This is a genomic window from Microbacterium sp. VKM Ac-2923, from assembly GCF_022815605.1.
In the GTDB taxonomy this organism is placed as follows: Bacteria; Actinomycetota; Actinomycetes; order Actinomycetales; family Microbacteriaceae; genus Microbacterium.
In genome coordinates, this window is record NZ_JALGRP010000005.1 from 251,063 (window position 1) to 269,976 (window position 18,914).

14 protein-coding genes are annotated in these 18,914 nt (G+C 70.5%); 3 read left to right on the forward strand and 11 right to left on the reverse strand.

Annotation, left to right across the window (positions count from 1 at the left end):
• Positions 1-3 precede the first annotated feature (3 nt).
• The 3 genes from MT347_RS10825 to MT347_RS10835 form a co-directional block, all read right to left on the reverse strand.
• Positions 4-564: a YceI family protein gene (locus MT347_RS10825; protein WP_243500951.1), complete on the reverse strand. Its 561-nt coding sequence runs from the start codon at positions 562-564 to the stop codon at positions 4-6.
• 150 nt (positions 565-714) lie between these two features.
• On the reverse strand, positions 715-1,080 hold the full coding sequence (locus MT347_RS10830) for an FKBP-type peptidyl-prolyl cis-trans isomerase (RefSeq protein WP_243500952.1): 366 nt from the start codon (positions 1,078-1,080) through the stop codon (positions 715-717).
• Between the two features lie 366 nt (positions 1,081-1,446).
• A complete protein-coding gene (locus MT347_RS10835) occupies positions 1,447-2,607 on the reverse strand; it encodes a PrsW family intramembrane metalloprotease (protein ID WP_243500953.1) in 1,161 nt (386 codons plus the stop codon).
• An 85-nt stretch (positions 2,608-2,692) separates the two neighbouring features.
• Between MT347_RS10835 and MT347_RS10840 the strand changes: the two genes are divergently transcribed.
• Positions 2,693-3,559 carry a fumarylacetoacetate hydrolase family protein gene (locus tag MT347_RS10840; protein WP_243500954.1) on the forward strand — a complete coding sequence of 289 codons (867 nt, stop codon included), beginning with the start codon at positions 2,693-2,695 and terminating at the stop codon, positions 3,557-3,559.
• A 62-nt stretch (positions 3,560-3,621) separates the two neighbouring features.
• Here MT347_RS10840 and MT347_RS10845 read toward each other — a convergent pair whose 3' ends face one another.
• From MT347_RS10845 to MT347_RS10860, 4 genes are all read right to left on the reverse strand, one after another.
• Complete coding sequence (locus tag MT347_RS10845; protein WP_243500955.1) at positions 3,622-5,085, reverse strand: aspartate ammonia-lyase; 1,464 nt, start codon at positions 5,083-5,085, stop codon at positions 3,622-3,624.
• Between the two features lie 127 nt (positions 5,086-5,212).
• Complete coding sequence (locus MT347_RS10850) at positions 5,213-6,112, reverse strand: phosphodiesterase (RefSeq protein WP_243500956.1); 900 nt, start codon at positions 6,110-6,112, stop codon at positions 5,213-5,215.
• Between the two features lie 145 nt (positions 6,113-6,257).
• A complete protein-coding gene (locus MT347_RS10855) occupies positions 6,258-6,587 on the reverse strand; it encodes a peptidase (protein ID WP_243500973.1) in 330 nt (109 codons plus the stop codon).
• Entirely contained in the window at positions 6,587-7,804 is a 1,218-nt protein-coding gene (locus tag MT347_RS10860) for an inorganic phosphate transporter (protein ID WP_243501132.1), read from the reverse strand. Before MT347_RS10860 ends, MT347_RS10855 begins: the two co-directional genes overlap by 1 nt.
• 200 nt (positions 7,805-8,004) lie before the next feature.
• Between MT347_RS10860 and MT347_RS10865 the strand changes: the two genes are divergently transcribed.
• Together MT347_RS10865 and MT347_RS10870 are read left to right on the forward strand one after the other, a co-directional pair.
• The gene (locus MT347_RS10865) at positions 8,005-10,131 is read left to right on the forward strand and encodes a S9 family peptidase (protein WP_243500974.1); all 2,127 of its coding nucleotides are present in this window, start codon (positions 8,005-8,007) and stop codon (positions 10,129-10,131) included.
• 177 nt (positions 10,132-10,308) lie between these two features.
• Positions 10,309-11,157 (forward strand): endonuclease domain-containing protein, encoded by an 849-nt coding sequence (locus MT347_RS10870; protein WP_243500976.1) that lies wholly within the window; start codon positions 10,309-10,311, stop codon positions 11,155-11,157.
• Between the two features lie 370 nt (positions 11,158-11,527).
• On the opposite strand, the gene MT347_RS10875 is transcribed toward MT347_RS10870, so the two are convergent.
• From MT347_RS10875 to MT347_RS10890, 4 genes are all read right to left on the reverse strand, one after another.
• On the reverse strand, positions 11,528-12,556 hold the full coding sequence (locus MT347_RS10875) for a 6-phosphofructokinase (protein ID WP_243500978.1): 1,029 nt from the start codon (positions 12,554-12,556) through the stop codon (positions 11,528-11,530).
• 126 nt (positions 12,557-12,682) lie between these two features.
• Entirely contained in the window at positions 12,683-13,744 is a 1,062-nt protein-coding gene (locus MT347_RS10880; protein ID WP_243500981.1) for a hypothetical protein, read from the reverse strand.
• 228 nt (positions 13,745-13,972) lie between these two features.
• Positions 13,973-16,132: a DEAD/DEAH box helicase gene (locus MT347_RS10885; protein WP_243500983.1), complete on the reverse strand. Its 2,160-nt coding sequence runs from the start codon at positions 16,130-16,132 to the stop codon at positions 13,973-13,975.
• 246 nt (positions 16,133-16,378) lie between these two features.
• Entirely contained in the window at positions 16,379-18,883 is a 2,505-nt protein-coding gene (locus MT347_RS10890; RefSeq protein ID WP_243500986.1) for a cation-translocating P-type ATPase, read from the reverse strand.
• Positions 18,884-18,914: the final 31 nt, after the last annotated feature.

Below are 18,914 nucleotides of genomic sequence, written 5' to 3' on the forward strand. Positions count from 1 at the left end.
GGATCACGCCTGGAGCGCGAGCTGAAGGTCGAGCTCGATGGTGACGTCCTTGCCGACGAGCACGCCACCGGTCTCGAGGGCGGCATTCCAGGTGAGACCGAAATCTTCACGGTTCACGACCGTCTTGGCGGTGGCGCCGGCCTTGTAGTTGCCCCACGGATCGGTGCCGAAGCCCCCGAAGTCGAGGGCGAAGGTCGCGGGCTTGGTGATGCCGCGGATGGTCAGGTCACCGTCGACGAGGAAGTCGCCGTCTTCGAGGCGGACGCCGGTGGAGCGGAAGTCCATGGTCGGGTAGGTCTCGGTGTCGAAGAATTCGGCCGAGCGCAGGTGCTGGTCGCGGCCCTCGTCCTTGGTGTCGACCGAGGTGACGTCGACGGAGGCCTCGACGGTGGCCTCGAGGGGGTTCTCGGGGGCGACGATCGTCGCGCTCTTCATACCGAAGGTGCCGCGGACCTTCGAGATCATCATGTGGCGCACCGAGAAGGTGACCTCGCTGTGGGCGGGGTCGAGAACCCAGGTGCCCGCCTTGTAGCCGGGGATGTCGAGGGTGGTGGTGTCGGTCATGTCACTCCTAGAGGTCTGGGGAGCCGCGTCGGCGTCCTGCCGGGGTTCAACTCCCATTCAGGCGAATGTATTCCACGGTCGAGTGAAACGACGAACCCGAGGAGGCCGCAGCCCCCTCGGGTTCGTGAACGTCCGGTGAAGAACGCCCGGTCAGCCAACCTTGATGAGGTCGATGATGAAGATGAGGGTCTTCCCGCCGAGGAAGTGCCCACCGGCGGGTCCGTATGCCAGGTGCGGCGGGATGACGAGCTCGCGGCGTCCGCCGACCTTCATGCCCGGGATGCCGTCCTGCCAGCCCTGGATGAGGCCGCGGAGCGGGAACTGGATGCTCTCGCCACGACCCCAGGAGGAATCGAACTCTTCGCCCGACTCGTACTCGACACCGGCGTAGTGCACGGTGACGGTGTCGCCGGGCTTCGCCTCGTCGCCGTCGCCGACGGTGATGTCGCGGATGACGAGGTCGGAGGGGGCAGGGCCGCTGGGAGCGTCGAACTCCGGCTTGGTGCGATCAGTCATGACTCCATCCAAGCACGCCGGGGGCTTGCGAGAAGCCCGGGACATCGGCTGGGGAAAGACTCAGCGCCCGGTGCCGCGGCGATGCCTGCGTGTCTACCGGGCGCTGAGTTGGCCTACCTCGATGGTGCTCCCGCGCCGGCGCGGTGTCAAGACCCGCCCCCGGGCAGCGGGCGAGGGCAGCGGGCCACCAGTCCGTCCGATGCGCACGAGCTGCGTGCTCGGACAACGGACAGCGGGGCGAGGGCAGCGGGCGACGGCACGGCCAGCGGGCGACGGCACGGCCAGCGGGCGACGGGCACGGTCGGCGGGGCACCGGAGCCCCGAGCACGGGCGCCCCGCTGAGGCCCGGGCAGGGCGCGCGTCGTCCTACGCCGACAGCAGCGCCGCCCGCGCGGCCATCGTGCGCTCCAACAGGTAGCGCTCGGTGGCCGGCGCGTTCGGGTCGCGGCCCGACAGCGACCGCTGCCGGGCGGCGGCGAGCGCCGTGGCATCCACGATGAACGTCTTCATCACCGCCGAGCGGTCGCCCGGGAGGGTACGCGCCCACGCGACGGCCGATCGGCGTCCGGGGCCGGTGGCGAGCATGTCGACCTCCTGCGCGGTGAACCAGCCGGCCGCGGAGTACTCGCCCAGGCGGGCACGGGTCAGCCGCGTCTCTTCGCGCCGCAGCGCCAGGATGCCGAGGATGAACAGCACGAAAAGCGGCACCTGCAGGGCCGCGTACAGCTCGAAGAAGTCGAAGAACGTGGCGGAACCGTTCCACAGCCCGTGCAGGACGATTGCACCGATGACACCCGGGATGCCGTACCGCAGCGCCGCCGCGGTGCCCAGACCACGCCGGGCGGCGAGACCGAGCGCGAAGCCCGTCAGGCTGGTGAACATCACGTGAGCGAACGGCGAGAGCACCGCCCGCAGGAAGAAAGTGCTCGCCACCTGCGCGGGGCCCCCCTCGAGGTAGCTGATGGCGAAGTACTGCACGTTCTCGGTGAGGGCGAATCCGGCGCCGATGAGCGCTCCGTAGACGATGCCGTCGACGGGCCCGTCGAACGCGCGCCGCGCGAAGACGAAGATCAGCAGCACGCCGAGCCCCTTCGCGACCTCTTCGACGATCGGCGCCTGCACGACCGAGCCGACGGCGGGCGGGAGTCCCCCGGTCACGAACGTCACCAGCAGGTCCACTCCGAGGGCGATGACCACCGAGGCGATGGCCCCCCACGCCACCGCGAAGATCAGCAGCCGGCGCGGCTCGGGCTCCCAGCGGTCGATGGAGCGGACCGCGAACCAGACGATGACGAACGGGATGGCCGCGAGGACCAGACCGATGAAGGATGCCGCCGTGCCGAGGAATCCGGTGAAGTACCGCACGAGCAGAGCCAGGAGGGGGACGAGGAGCACAGCGACCACCCACAGCGCCACGCCGCCGCGCCGTGACCGCGGGGGTGCGGCGGAGGGGGCCGCCGGGGGCGCGGTCGAGATGCGGGTGGGTTCGCCCGATCCGGGTCGGGCGAACGGCGAGGGGGAACTCATGCGCACAGCATAGGTGCGACGTCCGACACGGCATCCGGGGCTTGCGAGCTCCCCGACCGCGCGGCCGTCCGGGTAGCGTGGACGTATGCGCTTCGCCCACGCCCAGTCCCAGGAAGGGGCCGAAGCCCCCCGTCTCATCTCGGTCCACGGCGAGGAGTTCGTCTTCGTCGACGAGCTCTTCGAGGGCGCGCCCACGACCCTCGAGCGGCTCATCGCCGGCGGCGATGCCCTGCTCGACCGCGTGCGCGAGGCGGCGACGGACGGGTCACGGCATCCGGTCCACGGCGTCCGGTACGCCTCGGCCGTGCTCGCTCCCCCGTCGATCCTCGCGGTCGGGCTGAACTACGCCGCCCACTCGGGGGAACTGGGGCTCAAGACCGACGCGGGCCCCACGGTCTTCGTCCTCTGGCCCAACTCCCTCACCGCGCACGATGCGACGACGTCGTGGCCGCGCACGCTGAGCGAGGCCGTCGACTACGAAGCCGAACTCGGCGTCATCATCGGCCGCCCCGGCCGCGACATCGCCGAAGCCGACGCCCTGCAGCACGTGTGGGGGTACACGGTGGTCAACGACATCACCGCCCGCAACATCCAGTTCTCCGAGGCGCAGTGGTCGCGGTGCAAGTCGTTCGACGGGTTCACCCCCACGGGTCCGTTCGTCGTCACCGCCGACGAGATCCCAGATCCGCAGGATCTGCACATCTGGACGGTCGTCGACGGACACACCGTCCAAGATGCCAGCACCGGCCAGATGGTGCGATCGGTGGCGACCCTCGTCCACAAGCTGTCGGAGTCGGTGACGCTGCTGCCGGGGACCCTCATCTCGACCGGCAGCCCGGGCGGCGCCGGCTACTCGCGCGACCCGCAGATCTTCCTCCGCGACCGCTCGACGGTGACCGTCGGGATCGACGGCATCGGCGAGCTGACGACGCACTGCCGCATCCTCGACTGAGACGGCATCCGCGGACGAGGGCCCGGGACGACCCGTCCCTGGCCCCCGCACGTCTCAGCGGGTCACTCCTCGACGACGCTGTCGGCGGAGCGGATGACGGGGATCGCGGCGGTCGCCGTCTGCAGGCCCGAAAGCCTCGCCGGTGAAAGCTGCTTCGTGACCTCATCGCGCGTCATCAGGCCCGCCTCCACCACGAGGTCGGCGACGTTGCGGTGCGTCAGCAACGCGGTCTTGGCCAGCGCCGCCGACGCGGCGTAGCCGATGAAGGGCGTCAACGCCGTCACGACGCCGACCGAGGAGCCGACCATCGCACCCAGACGCTCGCGGTTGGCGGTGATGCCGTCGACGCAGTTCACCCGCAGCGTCCACATCGCCTGGCGCATCCAGGTGATCGACTGGTAGATCGAGTGGGCGATGACCGGCTCGAAGGCGTTGAGCTGCAGCTGCCCGCCCTCGACCGCCATCGTCACCGTCATGTCGGCCCCGACGACCGAGAAGGCGACCTGGTTCACGACCTCGGGGATCACGGGGTTGACCTTGCCCGGCATGATGCTGGAACCCGCCTGCCGCGGCGGCAGGTTGATCTCGCCGAGGCCGGCCTGGGGACCGCTGGAGAGCAGACGCAGGTCGTTGCAAATCTTCGACAGCTTCACGGCGTTGCGCTTGAGCGACGACGAGAACGACATGAAGGCGCCCGTGTCGCTCGTCGACTCGACGAGGTCGGCGGCCGTCTCGAGGTCGAGGCCGGTGATCTCGCGCAGGTGCCGCAGCACCGCTCCCCCGTAGCCCGCGTGGGCGGTGATCCCGGTGCCGATGGCGGTGGCGCCCATGTTGATCTCGTACATGAGGTACGCGTTCTCGGTGAGACGGCTATAGTCCTCGCCGAGCGTGGTGGCGAAGCCGTGGAACTCTTGCCCGAGCGTCATCGGCACGGCATCCTGGAGCTGGGTGCGCCCGACCTTGAGGACGTCGTGGAACTCCTCCGACTTCGACAGGAACGACTGCCGCAGCAGCGCGAGCTCCTCGAGCAAGCTCTGCAGCACCAGCGCGAGCCCGATCTTGATCGCCGTCGGGTAGACGTCGTTGGTCGACTGGCTGCGGTTGGTGTCGTCGATCGGCGAGAGGAAGGCGTAGTCGCCCTTCTCGCGCCCCGCCATCTCGAGGGCGACGTTGGTGATGACCTCGTTGGCGTTCATGTTGGTCGAGGTGCCGGCCCCGCCCTGGATGACGCCGACGGTGAACTCGTCATGGAACTCGCCGTCGATGACGCGCTGGGCGGCGCGGTCGATGAGGTCGGCCTTGGCGCTGTCGAGCACGCCGATCTCGGCGTTGGCGCGGGCGGACGCCTGCTTGACCATCGCGAGGGCGCGCACCAGATCCGGGTAGACCGAGATGGGGCGCTTGGCGATCGGGAAGTTCTCCAGCGCGCGGGCGGTGTGGATCCCCCAGTACGCGTCGGCGGGGATCTCGAGGGATCCCAGGGAATCGGTTTCGGTACGGGTGCGCGTCATCGCGTCCAAAGCCATGGGTACGTCCTTGTGGGTGTCACGGCGAGCAGGGATGCGACGAGCCTAACGACCGCCCCACCGCACGGATGTGGCCGCGGCGGCCTGCCGGGACATCCGCGTTGTCCGGCTCGTCTATTGCCCGCGTTCACCGTTTGCGCGAGAAGGCCTCGAGCCGTTCCTCGGGGCTCAATGCCGCCATACGCCGCGTCCACTCGGGGGTGAAGTGCCCCGTCGCCTCCGCATCGACGACGGGGACGACGGCGTGGGTGATCGTGTGCTCCCAGACGTGGACGAGGTGGAAGGACCTCCCGGCATCCATGCCGTTGACCTCGTCGGCGGGTCGCGCGAGATCCATCGTGTAACACGAGGCCGCCGCCACGCTCACGGGGACCCCCGCGAAGGTGCCCGAGGTGGAGTAGTGCAGGTGCCCCGCGAGGATCGATCGCACATCGCTGCCCCGGACGACGTCGGCAAGGCCGGGCTGGTCGCGGAGCTCGAGGACGTCGAAGAACGGGATGTGCGTCGGCAGGGGCGGGTGGTGGAGAGCGAGGATCGTCCCGAGGGGTGCGGGTTGGGCGAGCTCGGCGCGCAGCCAAGCGAGCTGCTCGGCGTCGACGTCTCCGTGATGCCAGCCGGGCACGGTGGAGTCGAGGGCGATGAGGCGCAGGCCGCCGAGGTCCCACACCCCCGTCACCGGCGCCTCGGTCGCCTCGCCGTCGAGCAGCTCGCGGCGCAGGGCGGGGCGCTCGTCGTGGTTTCCCGCCACCCAGATCACCGGCGCATCGAGCCGCGCGGCCCAGGGCTCCACTTCGGCGCGAAGGGCGCGGTACGCCTCGGGTTCGCCGAGGTCGGTCAGATCGCCCGTGAAGACCACGGCATCGGGACGCACGCCGGTCGCCTCGGCCGCGGCGAGAGTACGGCGCAGGTGCTGCGCGGTGTCGTATCGGTTTCCCAGAAGGCGGTCGGCGCCCAACAGATGAGTGTCGCTGAGGTGGAGGATCACGCGCGCGGCGGGCGCGTGCTGACCGAGCTGCACGGATGCCATGCGTCCAGCCTAGGAGGGGGCTCCGACATCGTGCTCCGCGGTGTGCCCGCGATCCTGCGGCGATGGCCGATGGCCGACGAGCGCCGGACGCGTGGTCGAGGACGATGCCGTCGCGAACGGCATCCGCTCGGTCGGGGGTCGTGGGTCAGTGATTCAGCAGGATCAGCAGCAGCGCGCCCAGCACCGCCGCCGCGCACACCGCGAAGCAGACGTATGCGCCCACGACCGACAGGCGCTTCTGCCCGTCGCTCAGAGGGTTCTTCTGGGCGGCTTTCGCGACCGCCCGCTCGGCGCGACGACGCTGCTTGTCGCTGAGCACGGTGATGGCATCCGTGAACTCCGCCGGTGCGACCAGCGGCGGACGCCCGCCGCGCACGAGCAGACGCAGACCCAGTGCATAGAAGGTGACCACGATCGATGCGCCCAGGAGCGCCGCGACGAAGACCTGGAGGAACGCCTCCCAGTTGATCCCCATCAGGCGTCCTTTCCGACCTTGTCGCGGTCGAGACGACGGCGGTGGCGCGTCGGACCGGGCTTGCGGGGAACCTTGACCGCGGCCCCCGAGTCGGCGACCTCGCTCATGGCGTTCGCCGACGTGACCGAATCGCGACGCGAGCGCAGGAACAGTCCCAGGATGATGACGACGGCGATCACCGCGTCGACGGCGACGCCCCAGCCGCCGAGCCAGACCACGATCAACGCGGCCGCGGCACCCACCGCACCGGCCGCGGGCAGCGTCAGCACCCAGCCGATCATGATGCGGCCGACGGTGTTCCAACGCACGGTCGAACCGCGGCGCCCCAGGCCCGAGCCGATCACGGACCCCGAGGCGACCTGCGTCGTCGAGAGCGCGAACCCGAGGGCACTGGATGCCAGGATCGTCGCGGCCGTCGAGGACTCGGCCGAGAAACCCTGGGCGGGCTTGACGTCGGTGAGGCCCTTGCCGAGGGTGCGGATGATTCGCCAGCCCCCCATGTACGTACCGAGCGCGATGGTGATGGCGCAGGCGAAGATGACCCACAGCTGCGGGTCGGGGTTCGCGCTGGACTGCCACCCGACGGTGATGAGGGCGAGGGTGATCACACCCATCGTCTTCTGCGCGTCGTTCGTGCCGTGCGCCAGGGCCACCAGCGACGAGGTGAAGATCTGCCCCCACCGGAAGCCGTCGCGGCCATCGGCCTTCATGTCGTAGCGACGGGTGACGCCGTAGGCGATCTTCGTGACGGTGAAGGCGATGATCCCCGCCGTCAGCGGAGCGATCAGCGCCGGGAGGATGACCTTGCTGAGGACGACTCCCGTGTCGATCGCACTCGCGCCCACGCCCACCAGCGTCGCCCCGATGAGGCCGCCGAACAGCGCGTGCGAAGAACTCGAGGGCAGCCCCAGCAGCCAGGTCAACATGTTCCAGGTGATCGCGCCGATGAGACCGGCGAAGATGATCGGCGGGAAGATGTCGGGGCTCAACTGATCCTCGCGGATCATGCCGCCCGAGATCGTCTTGGCGACCTCGGTCGACAGGAACGCGCCGACCAGGTTGAGGCAGGCGGCCAGCAGGACCGCCACCTTGGGCTTCAGCGCACCGGTCGCGATGGGTGTGGCCATCGCGTTCGCGGTGTCGTGGAAACCGTTGGTGAAATCGAAGAACAGTGCCAGCGCGATGACCAGCACGATGATGAGGGCTGCGCTCTCCACCGTTCGCTTTCCGTGAGAAGGAAGAGGGGATGCCGACGGGATCGGCGCGACGAACGAAGAGTTCACCTGGAGTTCGACACTCGTTCACCGAGGTCGCGTCGTCATCCTTTCACCGGCGCGCGCGCTGGTCAAACGCGGGCGGCGCGGCTTCCGGAGCGTCCTCCCGAGCCGATGTCGGCACGGCCGACTACCGTGGAACGGTGACCGACCACCCGCAGCAGCCGACCCCGCCCGTCACCGACCGCCGCCCCGCAGCGCGCACCCACCACGGCGACACGTTCGAGGACCCGTACGAGTGGCTCCGCGCGAAGGACGACGGCGAGGTCGTGGCCCATCTCGAAGCGGAGAACGCCTACACGTCCGCGCGCACCGCCCACCTCGCGCCCCTCCGCGAAGCCATCTTCGGCGAGATCAAGGGCCGGACCCTCGAGACCGACCTGTCCGTGCCCGCCCGCCGCGGCGACTGGTGGTACTACGGTCGCACGGTGGCGGGGGCGCAGTACGGCATCCAGTGCCGGGCTCCCCTGGACTCCCCCGACGACTGGACGCCGCCCGAACTGTCTCCCGACGTATCGGTGCCCGGGGAGCAGGTGCTGCTCGACGGCAACATCGAAGCGAAGGGCAACGAGTTCTTCTCGCTCGGCAGCTTCAGCGTCTCAATCGACGGAACGCGGTTGCTGTACGGCGTCGACATCGCCGGCGACGAACGCTATACCGTGCGGGTGCGCGATCTCACCACAGGTGAGAACCTCGTCGATGAGATCCCCGGGACCTTCGCGGGCGCCGTTTTCTCACCCGACGGACGCTTCATCGTCTATACGACGGTCGACGACGCCTGGCGCCCCGACACGGTCTGGCTCCACGAGATCGGAACCCCCGTCGACACGGACACGCAGCTCTTCCACGAGCCCGACGAGCGTTACTGGGTGGGGGCGGGCTTCACCCGCAGCGAACGCTACCTGCTGATCCAGGTCGGCTCCTCCATCACCTCGGAAGAACTGCTCGTCGACGCCGACGACCTGCGTCGGCAACCGCGTTCCATCTGGCCGCGGCGCGAGGGCGTCGAGTACTCGTCGTCGCACGCCATCGTCGACGACCAAGACGTTCTCTACGTCCTGCATAACGACGACGCCCTCGACTTCGAGCTGGTCAAGGTCTCGGCATCCGACCCCCAGGGCCCGCGCGAGATCGTCATCGCTCATCGCGCCGGCCGCCGACTGCTCGGCGTCGACACGTTCCGCGACTGGGGTGTCGTGGGCTATCGCCGCGAAGGACTCGAGCGTCTCGGTCTGCTGTCGTACGCAGACGGAGACGTGACCGAACTCACCTTCGACGAACCCCTGTACAGCGCCGGCGAAAGCGTCAACAACGAGTGGGCACCGCCGCTGCTGCGACTCGGCTACGGCTCCTTCGTCACCCCGGGCACGGTGTACGACTACGACATCGCGTCGGGCCAGCTGCTTCTGCGCAAGCGCCAGCCCGTGCTCGGCGGCTACGACCCCGCCGACTACGGCCAGGCGCGCGTATGGGCCGACGCCGACGACGGCACGCGTGTGCCCGTGTCGCTGGTGTGGAAGCGGTCGTTCGGCGAGCCGGGTGCCGCGCCGCGCCCGGTGCACCTGTACGGGTACGGCTCGTACGAGCACTCCATCGACCCCGGCTTCTCGGTGGCGCGACTCTCGCTGCTCGATCGGGGCGTCGTCTTCGCCGTGGCGCACGTGCGAGGCGGCGGCGAGATGGGTCGCCAGTGGTACGAAGACGGCAAGCTGCTCGCCAAGCGCAACACCTTCACCGACTTCGTCGCTGCGGCGCGCCATCTGGTGTCCGAGGGCTACACGACACCCGACCGCATCGTCGCCGAGGGCGGCAGCGCCGGCGGGCTGCTCATGGGCGCCGTGGCGAACCTCGCTCCCGAGATGTTCGCCGGCATCCTCGCCGACGTGCCCTTCGTCGACGCGTTGACGACGATCCTCGACCCCTCGCTCCCCCTGACGGTGATCGAGTGGGACGAGTGGGGCGACCCGCTGCACGACGCCGACGTCTACGCCTACATGAAGTCGTACTCGCCGTACGAGAACGTCCGTGCCGACGCGGAGTACCCCCGCATCCTCGCCGTCACCTCGCTGAACGACACCCGCGTGCTGTATGTCGAGCCGGCGAAGTGGGTCGCGCGCCTGCGCGAGGTCGGCGCCGACGCCCTGCTGAAGTGCGAGATGGTCGCGGGCCACGGCGGCGTCAGCGGCCGCTACAACGCCTGGCGGGAGCGCGCCTTCGAGCTGGCGTGGCTGTTGGACGTGCTGGGACTGGCGGAGGCGCCGAGCAAGTGAGAACAGGGGATCGTTCGAGAACAGGAGCGATGCGGCTCGCGCAGTCGGGTTCTCGGACGATTCCCTGTTTTCGCGCACGGGCCCGCGGCTCCTCCCCGACCTCCTGGCATCCGGATCCGTCCACCGTAGGCCCCCGGTAGGCGCCCGGGCCGGAACGGCCCAGGGCATCCTCGGGGGATGAGTGACGCCCTGGTCGAGTTCCTCCGTCGTCGAGGCGGCGCCGTACACACCCGCACCGCGCGCGCGGCGGGATTCACCCCGCACGCGATGGTGACCGCGGTGCGCGACGGGAGGATCGATCGAATACGCCGCTCGTGGCTGGTCCACCCGGAATGCCCGCCGCCCCGTCGGGCGGCCGCCACCCGCGGCGGTCGGCTCACGTGTGTGAGCGCCGCGGCGGAACGGGGTCTCTGGGTACCGCCGGCCGACGACATCCATATCTGGGTGCCGCCGACGGCTTCACGCCTCGATCCCACCCACGTGAAGCTGCACCGCGCAATCGGCCCCGTGCCCCTCGCGAACATCCAGCCCGACGAGCACATCGTCAATGTGTTGTTTCACGTCGCATCCTGTCTGCCACCGGCGGATGCGCTCGCCGTCGGGGAATCGGCACTTCGACATCGCATCGTCGACGCAGAGGTCCTGGCCCGCGTCGTCTGGCGCTCCCCCCGCGCCGCCGAGGTCGCCCGCGTCGCCGGGGCCCTGTCTGACTCGGGTCTCGAGAGTCACTTCCGCGCGCTCCTGACCGCCGCCGCGATCGCGATGCGTCAGCAGGTGCGGATCGACGGTCGTCGGGTCGACGGGCTCATCGGCGAACGACTCGTCGTCCAACTCGACGGGTTCGCGTTTCATCGCACCCCCGCAGACCGGCGTCGCGATCTCGAGCAGGACGCACGGCTCGTGCTGCGGTGGTACACCGTGCTGCGGTTCGATTACGCGCACGTCCTGCTCGACCCCGAGGCCGTGCTCGATCGCATCCGGATAGCCATGGCGCAGGGGCTGCACCTCCCCCCGGCCCCCCGCTAGAGGGAAGGGCTGCGCGGCAGCCGAAGGCTGCGCGGCGGTAGGGCGAGGCAGCGTGACGGCGCGTCGGCACGGCAAGGGCGCCCGACAGCGCGCAGGCACAGCGGAGCGGCGGTCCAGCAGCCGGGCAGCGCGGCGAAGCGGCACCCGCAGGCACCTGCACCTGCACCTGCACCTGCACCTGCACCTGCACCGATCAGCGCAAAGTGCCCGCCCTGCTCAGCACAGGAGATCGTTCCGGAACAGGACGCCACCTCCGGGCCGCGTCCTGTCCTCGACCGATCTCATGCCCACGAACGGGCCCGTCGCGGACGCTCGCGCGCGGCGGCGCCCCACCCCGCGCAAGCGGGACGGGGGGTCGGCCGGAGCAGGTTCAGCCGAACAGCGCGGCGGCCTCTTCGTAGCGGTACAGGGGCACGCTGTTCAGCTCGCCGAGGGCGTCGGCGAAGGGCACGCGCACGATGTCGGTGCCCCGCATGGCGACCATCTGACCCCAGGCGCCCTCGTGCAGAGCGTCGGCGGCGTGGAGGCCCAGGCGCGTCGCGAGCACGCGGTCGAAAGCGGACGGCGACCCGCCGCGCTGGATGTGTCCGAGCACGGTGGAGCGCGTCTCGATGCCGGTCAGGCGCTCGATCTCGGGAGCGAGCAACTCGCCGATGCCGCCGAGGCGCGGGCGGTTGAAGGCGTCGAGGCCCTTGTCGCTGAACGCTTCGTCCATGCCGGTGAGCTTGAAGCCCTCGGAGACGACGACCAGGGGCGCGCGACCGCGGTCGTGGGCGCGCGTGACCTGCTCGACGATCTCGTCGATCGACATGGGCACCTCGGGGATGCAGATGACGTGCGCGCCCGCGGCGATCCCGGCGTGCAGCGCGATCCACCCCACGTGGCGACCCATGACCTCGGCCACCATGCACCGCTGGTGCGAGTCCCCGGTGGTGCGCAGACGGTCCATGGCATCCGTGGCGATGTTGACGGCCGTGTCGAAGCCGAACGAGTAGTCGGTGGCACGCAGATCGTTGTCGATCGTCTTCGGCACGCCGAGAACGTTGATGCCGTCCTTCGACAGGCGGTCGGCCGCGGCGAGGGTTCCCTCGCCTCCGATGGCCAGGATTCCGTCGAGACGGTGCCCGTACATCGTCTTCGAGATGTTCTCGGCGCCGCCGCGCGCACCCTCGTACGGGTTGGTGCGGCTGGTGCCGAGGATGGTGCCGCCGACCTTGGACAGGCCCTTCACCTCGTGACGCGTGAGGGGGAAGAAGTCGGCGTCGACGACGCCGCGCCAGCCGTCGCGGATGCCGACGAACTCGATGTCGTAGTTCGTCGTCCCCTTGAGCACGACACCGCGGATGACCGCGTTGAGCCCGGGGCAGTCGCCGCCGCTAGTCAGGATGCCGATCTTCATTGGCTGGAGTCCTCGCTGTGATTCGGGTGAGGGAGCGGCGCCGTTGCCGTCTTCGACCCTATAGCCGCGAACGGGACCGGTGCCACACGGCGCGAAGCGAGGTGAGGATCGGGGCCGGTCCCACCGTCACGCCCGGTGCCAGCGACGTCCATCGGCGCCCGTGCGGGCCGCCCAGTCCTCCGCCGGTCCAGAGGGTGCCACGGTGTCGAACCAGAACGTCTCGTCGGGTCCCCAGCCCGCCAACACGCTGGCTTCCCGCTCGCCCACATCGACCACGCGCCCCGCCGTCGACAGGTAGCCCGCGACGCTGAGATGCACGCCCACGGCCTCACGCGCCACCGACGCCCAATCGGGCTGAACCCACGCGCCGCTCCTCCCCGTCGTCATCTCCCAGACGTGGCGACGACTCGCGCTGACGGAGACCGGATGCCGTCGACACAACGCCGCCCAGGCGTCGGGACCGTCGATCTCGAGGACCTCGCCCACCGGGGGTGTCACCGGCTGGACACGAGCTGTCGTCCACCCCAAGGAGTCCTCGACGAGGGTGAGACCCACGGGCCCGCCCGCCCCGCGGACGCGAGTCGTGCGCGGCAGAGCGAAGGGCGGCGTCGACCACCATGTGCCCGATACGTCCCGACCGGCGAACTCCCGGGCGAAGCGCCGCTCGTCGGCATCCATGTCGGCGCGCCACCGGGACAAGATGCCGACGGGATTCCCCTCGGGTTCCGCCGGATGCTCCCAGCCCACCGATGCGGGGGTCAGCCGATCGACCGGGCTCGACCACCACGCGGTGAGGGGTGACTCCGCGATCGCCCGCGCCACGGGCTCCAGGACGGGACGCATCTCGTCGGTCGCGAGCAGGATGTCTTCCCCGTGCGGCGGTTGCCAGTACGCGGCCAGATCGACCGTCACGGCAAGCGCCGCCTCGAGGACGGCGTCGGTGAGATCCGGCGGCGCGATGCGGCGCAGCGCGGCGGCCGCGGTCGCGACATCCGCCTCGTCGAACGTCGACGCCCCCGGAACGGGCCCGGCGATCGCGCCAGGATGGGCCAGCAGGTGCCGGGATCCCCTCGGGAACACGTTCACGCCGCCGAGAGCGTCGCGACGATCCCGGCCGCCCCACAGGATCTCGCCGCACAGTCGCCGCCCGCGGGGTCCCGCGAGGAGCGAACCGGGGACCAGGGACATGGCACGACCCTAGCCGCCGGTGCCCGGCCGTCCCTGCTTCGCGCGACACCGCGCGCACGGGCCGCGAACCGCCCCCGCCCGCTGTCATGCCCGTCCGCGCATCGCCCGGGCGTACGCGGCGACGCGGGCACCCACTGCGCCTGCCGACGCGGCGCCCGCCGACACCGCGCCCGCCGACACCGCGCGAACGCCCCGCAGCCGAAGCCGCGGGGCGTCGCGTGTGCGGTGTCAGGCCTTGCCGAGCGCCTGCCGCAGCAGGTGCATGAGGGCCGACAGCTGCACCGAGTCGCTGGAGCCGGGTTCGATCGCCTGACCGTCGAGGGCACGCTGGGCGAGACCCTCTTTCGAGTCGATGAGCTCGGCGATCTTGGTGTCGATCGTGTGCGCGGCGATGATGCGCCACGCCGTCACGGGTTCACCCTGACCGATGCGGTGCACGCGGTCGATCGCCTGCGTCTGCTCGGCAGCGGTCCACGACAGCTCGGCGAGCACCACGTTGGAGGCCGCCTGCATGTTCAGACCGACACCGGCAGCGGTCAACGAGCACACGGCGATACCCACGCCGGGGTCGCTGTTGAATGCGTCGATGGCGGCCTGGCGGGCGGTCGAGGTCTGCTCGCCGCGCACCGACACGGACTTCAGGCCGGAGGCCTTGAAGTGGGCCTCGGCGGCATCCATCACGTCGATGTGCTTGGCGAAGAACACGACCTTGCCGACGGAACGCTGCAGCTGCACGGCGTAGTCGGCGGCGAGGTGCGCCTTGGCCTGACCGATGCGACGGACCATGGTGAAGACGTTCTCGCTACCCGAACCCGCGGCTTTGCTCTCTTCGAGCTCACCGTGGGCGACGAGGCGCACGATGTCCTCGTCGATCGCGCCGGCGGCGAGACCCCGGTCGCCGCGCGCCTCGATGATGCGGCGGTACTTCGCCGCGAGCCGGGCGCCGAGTTCGCGCTCGGCCTGACGGATCGACCGACCGAATTCGTCGTCCAGCTCGACGGGGAGGTCGGCCACGAGCTTGTCGGGCAGGTCGGCCGCCACGTCCTTTTTCTTGCGTCGCACGATGCCCATTGAGATGACAGCCTCGCGCGCCTCCGGGTAGAACGCCTTGTCGGCGGGCGTCAGGCCGGTGGCGTCCAGCTTCTCCATCAGCTCGGAACCGGGCTTCTCGCCGTTGGTCCAGCCCAGGAAGCGCCAGATCGCGTCGAAGTCCTCGACATCGTTGATCAGCGGGGTACCGGTGAGCGCCAACATCAACGGATCGCGCGTCTGCTGACGGACACGGGATGCCAGGGCCAGCACGTTCTGCGAGCGCTGCGACGTGAGGTTCTTGATGAAGTGCGCCTCGTCGACGACGACGCCCTTGAGCCCGATCGACGACAACCACGACAAGTGGCGGTCGAGGATCTCGTAGTTGACGATGAAGATATCGGCGAAGGCGTCGATGTCGGCGCCACCGCCCGAGATGACGGTCGCACGGCGCTGCGGCGTCCAACGCTGCACCTCGCGGGCCCAGTTCATCTTGACGACGTTGGGCACCACGACCAGCAGCGGGTAGGCGTCCGCGACGCTGGCGGCGAGCACCGACTCGGCGGTCTTACCGAGGCCGGGCTCGTCGGCGAGCAGGAACGACCGGTGACCGGTGCGGACGGACTCGAGGAAGCGCGACTGGTGCGGCATGACCTCGAGCCCGCGCGGCGACAGCCGATCGAACTCGGGGACGGGCGGGAGCTCCATGCTGGCGGCCGAGCCGCCCGCGCCCATCTCGAACGCCTTGTAGAGCGGGCCCATGAGCTCCCAGCCGTCGAGACGGCGGCGCGGGGCGTCTCCGGTCGAGCGGGGGGTGAGGTCGGGAGCGAGGAAGGGGTTCGCCATCTGGCGCGCCTCGATGGAGGCCGGGACGACCTGCTTCTCGGCGAGCGCCGCGGGTACGACCGGGGTGATCTTGGGCGCGTTGTCGGTGATGATGAGCTCGTCGGCCGGCAGTTCGGCGCCGGCCTCGAGCAGCCAGTCACGGCGCATGCGACGAGCGACGGGCGATGCCGCCTGGTCGACCTCGAGCAACTGGATGAGCGACGTGTCGCGCGCGGCGGTCTTGGCCAGGATCGTCGCGACCCCGTCGAGGCGCTTCAGCAGCTCGGCGCGGGCGGCGTCCGTGATCTCGGTGTCGGCCTTGACCCGGGCGCGCTCTTCGCGCACGAGGAAGGCGATGACCTGGAACTTGACGCGGTTGGTGGGCCCGAGCTTGCCGCGCTGCGCCTTCGCCTCGACCTCGCGCACCTTGCGCGCGAGGATCGGGATGACGGGGGCTTCGTCGTCGCGTCGGGATGACGTGGTCTTTCTGCGCCGCTGGGTCGAGCTACGGGCGGCGGTTGCCGTGGTCGGCATGCTCCTCCTGAGCGTGTCGTCCGGATGACAGTCCGGAGCGTCCGGCGAACGCCGGTGGATCAGTGACCCCGGAGATGCGCCGCTCGAACCGCCGCCGAAGAAGCGGTGTCGGCGACCCGCAGCGCGTCTACGCCGGAATGGCTCGCGAGAGCGCGGAAGTCGGGGTCGCAACCATTCTAGCGGTCCCCACGGCTTCCGCGCGTGACGCGCACGGATCGATTCGCGAAGCGTCGGCCGGCGCGGGCATCACACCGCGCGCCGCAGGCGCAGGCTGTTCAGCACGACGAAGACGCTCGAGAACGCCATCGCCGCACCCGCGAGCATCGGATTCAGCAGCCCCAGCGCCGCGAGCGGCAGGGCTGCGACGTTGTAGGCGAAGGCCCAGAAGAGGTTGCCGCGGATCACCCGCATCGTGCGGCGGCTGAGCCGTACGGCGGTGACGATCCCGCGCGGGTCGTCGCGCATGAGCGCCACATCACTCGCATGCAGGGCGGCATCCGTCCCCCCGCCCATGGCGATCCCGAGATCCGCGGAGGCGAGGGCGGCGGCATCGTTGACCCCGTCGCCGACCATCGCCACGGTGCGTCCCTCGGCTCGAAGGGCGGCGATCTCGTCGACCTTCCCCTCGGGCAGCACCCCCGCGCGCACCCGGTCGATGCCGAGTTCAGCGGCGACCGATGCGGCGACGTGCGGGTTGTCGCCGGTGAGCAGCACGGGCTCCAGGCCCAGGGCGCGCAGCTCGGCGACGGCCGCGGCGCTCTCGGGACGCACCGTGTCTGCCACCTCGATCACAGCCCGCGCACGCATCGCACCCCGTTCGTCGGGCCACCCGGCCACGATCACGGTGCCGCGCTGCTCGCCGTCGGCGACGGCGGCGCGCAGCACCCGTGAAAGCGGAGCGCCGAGGTCGTCGGCGAGCGCGGGGCGACCCGCGAAGACGCGCACACCGTCGACGACGCCGGTGATGCCACGCCCCGGCAGCGCCTCGAGGTCGGCGGCGACCGCCCCCTCCCCCGCCGCGGCGACGATGGCGTGCGCCACGGGGTGCTCCGATCCGCGCTCTACCGCGGCGATGCGGCGGAGCGCGTCTGCGGCATCCTGATCCTCGTCGACGGTCACGGACGTGACGCTCATGCGTCCAGCCGTGAGCGTGCCGGTCTTGTCGAGCACGATCGTGTCGATGCGCTCGGCCGACTCCAGGGCCGCGGGACCGGTGACGAGGATGCCGAGCTGCGCGCCGCGGCCGGTGCCCACGAGGATCGCGATGGGAGTTGCGAGCCCCAGGGCGCACGGGCACGCGATGATGAGCACCGCCACGGCAGCGGTGAAGCCGGCCGCAATCGGCTGCCCCGCGAGGATCCACGCGACCAGCGTGAGCACCGCCAGCACGATGACGACGGGGACGAAAACGCCCGAGATGCGGTCGGCCAGGCGCTGCACGCGGCTCTTGCCGAGCTGCGCGTCCTCGACCAGGCGGGCGATGCGGGCCAGGCGCGTCTGCTCGCCTACGCCGGTGGCTCGCACGACGAGACGGCCGCCCGAAGCGATCGTTCCTCCCGTCACGGTGGATCCCGGACCGACATCGACCGGGATGGATTCGCCCGTCAGCATGCTCTCGTCGACCGATGCGCGCCCGTCGAGCACGACGCCGTCGGTGGCGACGGTGGCACCGGGACGCACGACGAAGTCGTCGCCCACCGCGAGCGAATCGATGTCGATGCGGCGTCCGTCGGCGAGCTCGGCCTCACGCGCGCCGATATCGAGGAGAGCGCGCAACGCCGCTCCGGCACGACGCGTCGAACGTTGCTCGATCACACGCCCCAGCAAGAGGAAGACGGTGACGGCGGCCGCGACCTCGAAGTAGACGACGGAGGTGGCGTCGTGAACCGGCCCGAACAGCATGACCTCGTGCCGGATGCCGATGCGTCCCGCACTGCCGAACACCAGCGCCCACACGCTCCAGAGGAAGGCCGCGAACGTCCCGAGCGTGATGAGCGTGTCCATGGTCGCGGCGCCGTGACGCGCATTGCGCAGGGTCGCACGGTGGAAGGGCCACCCACCCCACAGCACGATGGGCGTCGTCAGAACGAGCGACACCCACTGCCAGCCGGGGAACTGCCAGGCGGGGATCATCCCGAGCGCGACGACCGGTACCGCCAGCGCGAGCGACACCCACAGCCGCACCCGCAGTGGCGTCGCACCGGGTGCGTCGGCGGTGTCGTGCGCGTGTGCGCCGTGGGCGTCGGCGGGCTCGTGCACGTCGTGCGCCCCGTAAACGTGGTTCGCCTCGCCGGGCCGGTGAGCCGCCACGGGCGTGGCACCGGACGGCAGACCCTCGGTCGCCTCGAGGCCGCGACCGGTCACGGCGTCGATCTCGCCGCCGGGAGCGGGGATCGCGACGGGCGCGGGCATCGGGGCGTCGGCATCCGTACGACCCTGCGGCCGCGCGCCGGGAACATCCGTCGTGACGGCCGGAGCGGATGCCGGAGCACCTGCTGTGCGAGTGGCGGCACGCGGGCGGACGGTGGCGTCGTAGCCGGCGGCGCGCACCGCATCGACCAACGCGGCGGTGTCGAGGTCGGCGGGGTAGCGGACCCGCGCGGTCTCGGTGGCGAGGTTGACCGCGGCTTCGACGCCATCGACACGTCCGAGACGTTTTTCGACCCGGGCGACGCAGCTCGCGCAGGTCATGCCCTGGATATCGATCACCGCCTCGACGGTGGGGGCTGTGGCATCCGTGTTCTCGCGCATGGCTCCTCCTTCGGTCACCTCGTTCCCAACA